Raw genomic sequence first — 6,862 nt, 5'->3', positions numbered from 1 at the left:
AGGCGCCATCAACCGCTCTGACCAGCGCCTTTCGCTCAAACTCCATCTCACCCATCGGGTGACCCTCCCTCTTGGCCCCAAACCCTCATCAATGCTCAGTTTGCACCAATGCTGGGAGGTTCAACTGAGGAAAATAGGTTGATCGATTCGTGCTGCCGCTCAGGTGAGGGGCAACCGACCAACCAAAAGCAAAAATAGTGCCAACGACAGGTGCCTTTTGATATCATTATTTTTTATATTCTTGTGATCGGTTTGTCCGGGGGGTGAATGTAAAAAACCCCGACACCTCAATCGGCCATCATACCCCGCCCCAAGGCAAGCTTCGTGGGGTCGGAAGCGGGGCGCATCCAGGAAAGGATGTGCCGGTCGTGTGCTCAGAGTGTCCGGGAGCCGGCCCGGACAAAGCCGATCGATCATGGCCAACCGTGAACGCCGGTTGGCCGTAAACGCGATCCCGTCGGGCCGCATGGCGGATGTTCAGTTGCCGATGTGCATCTGGTATTTCGATCCGTTGGCAAAGGAACACGTTCCCGCTCCCTGGTAGGGGGTGTTCATCTGGTATTCGCAAGACATGTACATGCCCCCCGGACTGAAGGCGCTGGCGACGCCGCGCTTGTCGTCGTTCGAGACGCGTGTCGCCTCTCCGTTCAGTACCTCGCCAAGGTAGTTGACCACGAAGCGACCCTTGCCGGTCATCATGTTGGTGACGCTGCCGCTGATGATCCCGGTCTGCGTCGCGCGGTCGTTGGCCGGGTAGAGCCTGACCGACAAGGTTGCCGGCGTGCCCCCGGGCGGGGGCACGATGGGCGTTCCTGCCGGCGGTAGCGGGTAGTGCTCGTAACGGATCGTACCGTCAGGAGCAGCGATCGGTATCACGTAGCATCCGGACGTCATCATCAACGCCGCTGCCAAGGAGACATGCCGCGCCGCAATGATCTTTTGTCTCAACATGATCTTCCCCTTTTCATCAGAATGACCGTCGAAGCGGTCTCCTGGATCAGTATAGTCCAAGGGGTTTGTTGCGCTTCCCCGTTCTTTGGACACCGCGAAGTGTCCATCGGCGTCGGCTCCGGGGCGGTTGGACAAGCCGGTCGCCCTGGTGTCGCCAAGGTCTGCCGTGAGCTTGCCGGCAGGTTTGCGGGTGGGGGGAAACTCAGCCGTCGTTCACCCCGAAGGTTCCTGGGGGCGGTTTGGGATAGCCCGGCTGGCGGTAATCGCTCGGCAAGGGGATTTCTCTTGGCCGCGGGTAATCGTGGGAATGGCGGTATTCATCGCGGTCTCGCTCACGCTCTTTGGCCTCCCGCTTGGCCTCGCGTCTCGCCTCTTCGCGTCTTGCTTCATCGCGTCTGGTTTCCTCTCTGCGGGCGTCCTCACGCTTGGCCTCGCGCTGGCCGCGTTCATAGCCTCGTTGGTAGTCTCGCGCGTTGTCATGCCGGTTGAAGCTCGAGCGCTCACCATCGCGATATCCGCGATCGTAGGCCGAGTCACGGTCATATGACCGTGAGTCATAGTAGGAGCGATCGCCGTAGGAGTTGTCGTAGTACGAGTTTGAATCACAGCCGCTTGCGGCGAGCACGCCGCCGATTGCGGCGAGGATCGAAAAACACCTGATAAAGAGGAACATGTGAGTCTCTCCTTTGGTCGGTTGCTGCCTTTGCGGGCGGATGAGATAGGTCACGGTCGCGAACATGCGGCCATCCGTTGGACCACTCATTACGGCAGATGGCTTGGCGCGGCGAAGACTTCGAATGGGCGAATGGTGCAGAGCATAGCCCATTTGGCAGCCGACTTGGGTGTTCCATCGGCCGGGAAGCAAGCGCCAGCGCGGGTTGCGATGCGTAGCGAGAAGCCTTTCATGGTGAGCCACGCGAAGCAGAATGCCTGGTCAGCCGGGGGCGCCCTTCCCCCAGGCGTGCCTTGACCGGGTGCTGGCACAGGCGGATGCTGCATACCCGCGGGAAACGGGTCAGCGTGAGCGATCCACCAGAGTGCTGACCAGCGTTGCGGCGAAGCCGGACAAGCTCTCGGTTCTGCGCACACAGATCTGGAGATCACGTTGCGCCCAATCTTCGTCCAGTTCCACCATGGTTGGTGGCTCGTGCTCGTCCGTGGCGCTGCCGGGCACGGCGCTGCGCGGGACGAGGCCAATACCAACGCCGGCGCTGACCATGCGGCACACCGCTTCGAAACTCCTGACCTGGATGCGCACGTTGATGTGGCGGCCGAGGGTGGCCGCGGTGTTCATCGTGAAGGTGTGGATCGCCGATCCGGCGTGCAGCATCACGAAAGGGTGGTCAAGGACCGCGCTGAAGCGCGTTCTGGCCGTTTTTGCCAGAGGGTGCGTCGAAGGAGTGATCAGAACCAGACGATCGGTGCGGTAGGGCAGCATGACCACCTCGGCCCCCTGGGCGCTGCCGGCGACGACCCCGATCTCGATCTCGCCGCGCGCTACGGCGGTGACGATCTCCGGGCTGGTGTGTTCGGCCAGCGTGACGCTCACCTGCGGGTGGCGGCGCAGGAATTCGGCCAGGTCATCGGGCAGAAAGCTGTGCGTGGCGTGCGTGTTCGCCCACAGCGTGACATGCCCATGCACCCCGGAGGCGAAGGGTGCGAGGTCGGCGTGCATCTGTTCGAGCTGGGCGAGAACCTGTCGCGAGTGGCGCAGGAGAACTTCGCCGGCACGGGTGAGGGTGACCCCGCGTGCCTGCCGCAGCAACAGTGGCGTGCCGAGGCTGTCTTCCAGCAGGCGCATGCGGTGGCTGGCTGACGAAGGTGCCAAGTGAGCCTGCTCGGCACCCCTGGTGAGGTTCTGCGCCTCGGCGATGGCCACGAACAGGCGGAGATCGGTCAGGTCATAGTGCACTGAATTCGTCCAGGACGAACGCTTGCTTGAAAATTTATCAATTGTTCAAGCGCTTGTCTATGGGCATCATTCGCTCTTTGGAAATTCGTCCCCTGCCATGCCCTGGAAAGAATGGTCCACCGAACGATTGGGCATCGCTCTCGCGGTGCTCGCGGCACTTGGCTTCTCGTTCAAAGCGATCTTCGTCAAGCTGGCTTATGCGGCGGCGGCGGTCGATGCCGTGACGCTGCTCTCCTTACGCATGGTGTTTTCGCTGCCCGTGTTCGTCTGGGTCGGCTTCGTTGCCAGTCGCTCAGCCCCGCCACTGGTCCGGCAGGACTGGCTGATGCTGGCGACCCTCGGTTTGCTGGGTTACTACGGGGCGAGCATTCTCGACTTTCTCGGTCTGCAGTACATCTCGGCCGGACTGGAACGGCTGATTTTGTTTACCTACCCGACGCTTACCCTGCTCATCGGTGTGCTGTTCATGGGCAAGCGACTGACCGGGCGCGAGCTTGCCGCCCTGCTGCTGTCCTACGCGGGTATCGGTTTGGCGTTTGCCCACGATCTCGAGGTGGTGGGCGATACGGGCAGCGTGCTAATTGGTGCCAGTTTCGTGCTCGCCTCGTCGCTCTCCTATGCCTTCTACCTCGCAGGCAGCGGGCCGGCCATCGCGCGTTTGGGTGCAGCACGTTTCACGGCACTCGCCATGCTGGTTTCGACCCTGGCGACGCAGGTGCATTTTGTCGTGACGCAGCCACTGGCCGCCCTCCTGCAGCCCTGGCCGGTCTATGCGTATGGTTTGGCGATGGCGGTCTTCTCGACGGTGTTGCCGGTGTTCATGCAGTCGGCGGCGATTCGCCGCATCGGTTCGGCCAAGGCGGTGTTGATCGGTACGCTGGGGCCGATGCTCACCATCCTGTTTGGCTGGTGGTTGCTCAGCGAGCCGATCTCGACCGCGCAACTCGCTGGTGCCGGGCTGGTGCTGGCTGGCGTGCTGCTGGTCAGCCGGAGGTAGCAGCAGCCGGTCGCTTGGGCAGCTTGAGCGCGCTCAGGGACATTGACCGTCGACCGTGCGGGTGTCCGCAGCGTGGGTATACATCCGTTGACGCGCCGCAAGTGGGCGCTCAGAAGGTACGCGACCTGAAGATCTCGATCAGCCGCGCAATACCCCAGATGAGCAGTGCCGGAAGTCCGGCGACAATCGTAGCGTTCACCGCGACAAGGGAGAAGTTGCTGTCGTTGATTGTCGGGAGCCTTCCGGTGAGCGAGGTGAAGATCGCGACGAAGGCGATGAGGAAGAGGATGCCGCGGCTTTTCATGGTGAGGCTTGCGTGCTCAGGAGGAAGGTGATGGAGAATGTGCTTTGTCCGGGGATTCCGTCGGTGAAATGTCGTCGGGACAGGGTGGTTATGTGCATTGCCTTGGTCGAGGCGAGGAACTGGTTCTCATTGTGTGATCGAACGGTGGCCGACAGCACGCGGTGCCTGCCGCGCGCGGGCCTTCTCGTTAGCTTGGCGCCAGCCACCTGCGCACCGTATACTCACGCGATTTTTCCTTACGTGAGGCGGCAGTGGATTCAGGGTTGGTGGAGAGTTCTTCAGTGGCGTCGGCGGTGCCGGTGCCGGTCGCAGGAACGCCGGTCAGCCTGGCACGCGCCTGGTTGTGGCTGGGGGTGATGGCACTGATCGGTTCCGGTCTGCTGGCCGTGCTGCTCGTACTGTCGAGGACCCCTGGCATCCAGGATGTTTTCCCGCTGAAGGATCTCTTTCGTGCGGCGCTGGTGGTGCATGTCGACCTTTCGGTGGCGGTCTGGTTCATGGCTTTTGCCGTGGTCATCTGGTGCGCGCTTGGCGGCCCTGGCCTAGCCTGGCTGGGCTGGAGCGGTTTCGGACTGGCCGCTCTGGGTACCGGACTGATGACCATCTCGCCGTTTTTTCCGGGTGCCCGACCGGTTCTCAACAACTACATTCCGGTGCTTGAGCAGCCGTTGTTCTTTGCTTCCCTGTGGATTTTTGCTGGCGGGCTGACTCTTGCCGTACTGCGGGCGCTGCTCACCACCTGGCCTCGGCGCCTGCTCGGCGAACCGCTGCGCCTGGGCGCTCTGGTCGGTGCCGGCGCTGCCTGCCTGGCACTTGCCGCTTTCTTCTGGTCGTGGGCGATGGTGCCCCGCGTCGATGGCGAGATCTACTACGAGGTACTGTTCTGGGGTGGCGGACACACGCTGCAGTTTCAGCATGCGCTGCTGATGGTCGTCGCCTGGCTGTGGATTGCCGCCTATCTCGGCAGGCCGCCGGTCGCTTCGCCGCGTGCGCTGTCGATCATGTTCCTGGTTGCGGCGCTGCCGCTGCTTGCCGTGCCGGGCATCTACCTGCTCGTGCCAGCGGGCTCGCTGCCGCACATGGAGCTATTCGCCAAGCTGATGATCTGGGGGCACCCGTACATGGCGCCATTGATCCTGCTCGGCGCTTGGTCGTTGTGGGCGGTGCGCGGTGCGCCGACGGATCCGGCGAAGTCGGCCTTTGTCTCCTCGTTTACCCTCTTTGCCCTCGGTGGGGTGCTGGGCTACCTGATCCATGGCGTCAATGTGGTCATTCCGGCGCATTACCATGGTTCGACGGTTGGTGTGACGCTGGCCTTCATGGGTCTGGCCTATGTGCTTCTGCCGGTGCTGGGCTTTGGCCGTGCGGCAGGGCGGATGGCGGTCTGGCAACCCTACGTTTATGGCGCCGGACAGTTGATTCACGTGCTCGGTCTGGCGTGGTCGGGTGGCTACGGCGTGCAGCGCAAAGTTGCCGGTGCCGACCAGTTCCTGACCACGCTGCCGCAGAAGATCGGCATGGGCATGATGGGCCTGGGTGGCCTGATCGCGGTGATCGGTGGCTTGATGTTCGTGCTCGTCTGTCTGAGGGCGCTGTCGCGGCGCGGCGGACAATGAAGCAGCAGCATGCTCTGGCGCTGGCTCTGGGTGCAGCGCTGGCGACGCTGACGACGGTTGGCTGGCTGGGCTATCGTCTGTTCGTGCAGACCCGTCTGCCGGCCGGCAGCCTGCCCCCCGGCCTGATCTCTGCACAGCAACTGCCTCCGGAGCAGAGGCAGGCGACCGCGGCTGCGCTCATGGGACTGACGCTGCGCGATCTCGACGGACACCCGCAGGCCATGGCCCAGTGGCGTGGCAAGGTACTGGTGGTCAATTACTGGGCCAGTTGGTGCGCTCCGTGCATCGAGGAGATGCCTGCCTTCTCCCGCCTGCAGATCCGCTATGCGGCGCAGGGGGTGCAGTTTGTCGGCATCGGCATCGACGAGCTGGCAAACATGCGGGCTTTCGTCAACAGGACGCCGGTGGCTTACCCGTTGCTGGTGGGCGATGCTGCCGGCCCGCAGCAGCCCGGCTTGCAGGTCAGGGGCCTGCCGTATACGCTGGTGATCGACCGCGACGGGCGGCTCGAGGAGAGTCGCCTTGGTCGGCTCGACGAGGTGACTCTGGAGCCCATCCTGCGGCGTCTGACCGGGCAGTGAGCCAGAGATTCCGGTCGGAATGACCAGATCGCAGCAGGTCGCTCTCGGCGGGAGCCTGCGTCCGGTGGCAGAACGAGCCGCCGCAGCGGGTTGTCCGGCAGAGCGCGCGCCACCCAAGTCCAGAAGGGGCGCTGGGGAGAGCCAGGCCCGGGCGCCTGCCTGGTGATCGTCACTGCCGGCGTGGCGCGGCCGGCTGGCGCCTGTTTCCCTGTTTACTTCCGCGGTTGAAAGGCCAGCGAGCGCGCCGAGACGCTGAAGGCGTCCGAGAAGCAGGCACCGTCTTCGGCGCCGTGCTGCCTGAGGAAGGGAAAGATCGCTTCGACCATGCGCACCGAGCCGCAAGCGTAGATCTCGTGCTGTTTGAGTTCGGGGAAATCGGCGAGAATCGCTTCGTGTACCAATCCCGTGCGTCCGCTCCAGTTGTCTTCCGGGGTGGGTTCCGAGAGAACGGGAATGAAGTGGAAGTTCTCGTGCTCGCGTGCCCAGCGGGCGGGCAGTTCC

General features: G+C 63.3%; 7 protein-coding genes and 1 pseudogene. 3 read left to right on the top strand and 5 right to left on the bottom strand.

Annotation, left to right across the window (positions count from 1 at the left end):
• Window positions 1-477 precede the first annotated feature (477 nt).
• The 3 genes from JNK99_RS00390 to JNK99_RS00380 all read right to left on the bottom strand — a co-directional run bounded on the left by JNK99_RS00390 (window position 478) and on the right by JNK99_RS00380 (window position 2,863).
• Window positions 478-951, bottom strand: a complete 474-nt coding sequence (locus JNK99_RS00390) for a hypothetical protein (RefSeq protein ID WP_291847030.1) — start codon at window positions 949-951, stop codon at window positions 478-480.
• 202 nt (window positions 952-1,153) lie between these two features.
• Window positions 1,154-1,690 carry a hypothetical protein gene (locus JNK99_RS00385; protein ID WP_291847027.1) on the bottom strand — a complete coding sequence of 179 codons (537 nt, stop codon included), beginning with the start codon at window positions 1,688-1,690 and terminating at the stop codon, window positions 1,154-1,156.
• A gap of 276 nt (window positions 1,691-1,966) precedes the next feature.
• On the bottom strand, window positions 1,967-2,863 hold the full coding sequence (locus tag JNK99_RS00380; RefSeq protein WP_291847025.1) for a LysR family transcriptional regulator: 897 nt from the start codon (window positions 2,861-2,863) through the stop codon (window positions 1,967-1,969).
• Window positions 2,864-2,960: 97 nt separating this feature from the next.
• On the opposite strand from JNK99_RS00380, the gene JNK99_RS00375 reads away from it, so the two are divergent.
• Window positions 2,961-3,860, top strand: coding sequence for a DMT family transporter (locus JNK99_RS00375; protein WP_291847022.1), 900 nt, complete (start codon window positions 2,961-2,963; stop codon window positions 3,858-3,860).
• 109 nt (window positions 3,861-3,969) lie between these two features.
• Here the strand turns inward: JNK99_RS00375 and JNK99_RS00370 are convergent, their stop codons facing one another.
• Window positions 3,970-4,164: a hypothetical protein gene (locus JNK99_RS00370; RefSeq protein WP_291847019.1), complete on the bottom strand. Its 195-nt coding sequence runs from the start codon at window positions 4,162-4,164 to the stop codon at window positions 3,970-3,972.
• Window positions 4,165-4,430: 266 nt separating this feature from the next.
• Between JNK99_RS00370 and JNK99_RS00365 the strand changes: the two genes are divergently transcribed.
• Together JNK99_RS00365 and JNK99_RS00360 are read left to right on the top strand one after the other, a co-directional pair.
• Window positions 4,431-5,780: a cbb3-type cytochrome c oxidase subunit I gene (locus JNK99_RS00365; RefSeq protein ID WP_291847017.1), complete on the top strand. Its 1,350-nt coding sequence runs from the start codon at window positions 4,431-4,433 to the stop codon at window positions 5,778-5,780.
• Window positions 5,777-6,361: a TlpA disulfide reductase family protein gene (locus JNK99_RS00360; RefSeq protein WP_291847012.1), complete on the top strand. Its 585-nt coding sequence runs from the start codon at window positions 5,777-5,779 to the stop codon at window positions 6,359-6,361. The genes JNK99_RS00365 and JNK99_RS00360 overlap by 4 nt, the downstream gene beginning before the upstream one ends.
• A 212-nt stretch (window positions 6,362-6,573) precedes the next feature.
• Here the strand turns inward: JNK99_RS00360 and JNK99_RS00355 are convergent.
• A pseudogene (locus JNK99_RS00355) lies at window positions 6,574-6,862 on the bottom strand (ferredoxin-NAD reductase); the annotation flags it as partial.

It is taken from the genome of Accumulibacter sp. (assembly GCF_016789985.1).
Lineage (GTDB): Bacteria > Pseudomonadota > Gammaproteobacteria > Burkholderiales > Rhodocyclaceae > Accumulibacter.
This window is presented reverse-complemented; position numbering and strand designations above follow the sequence as displayed.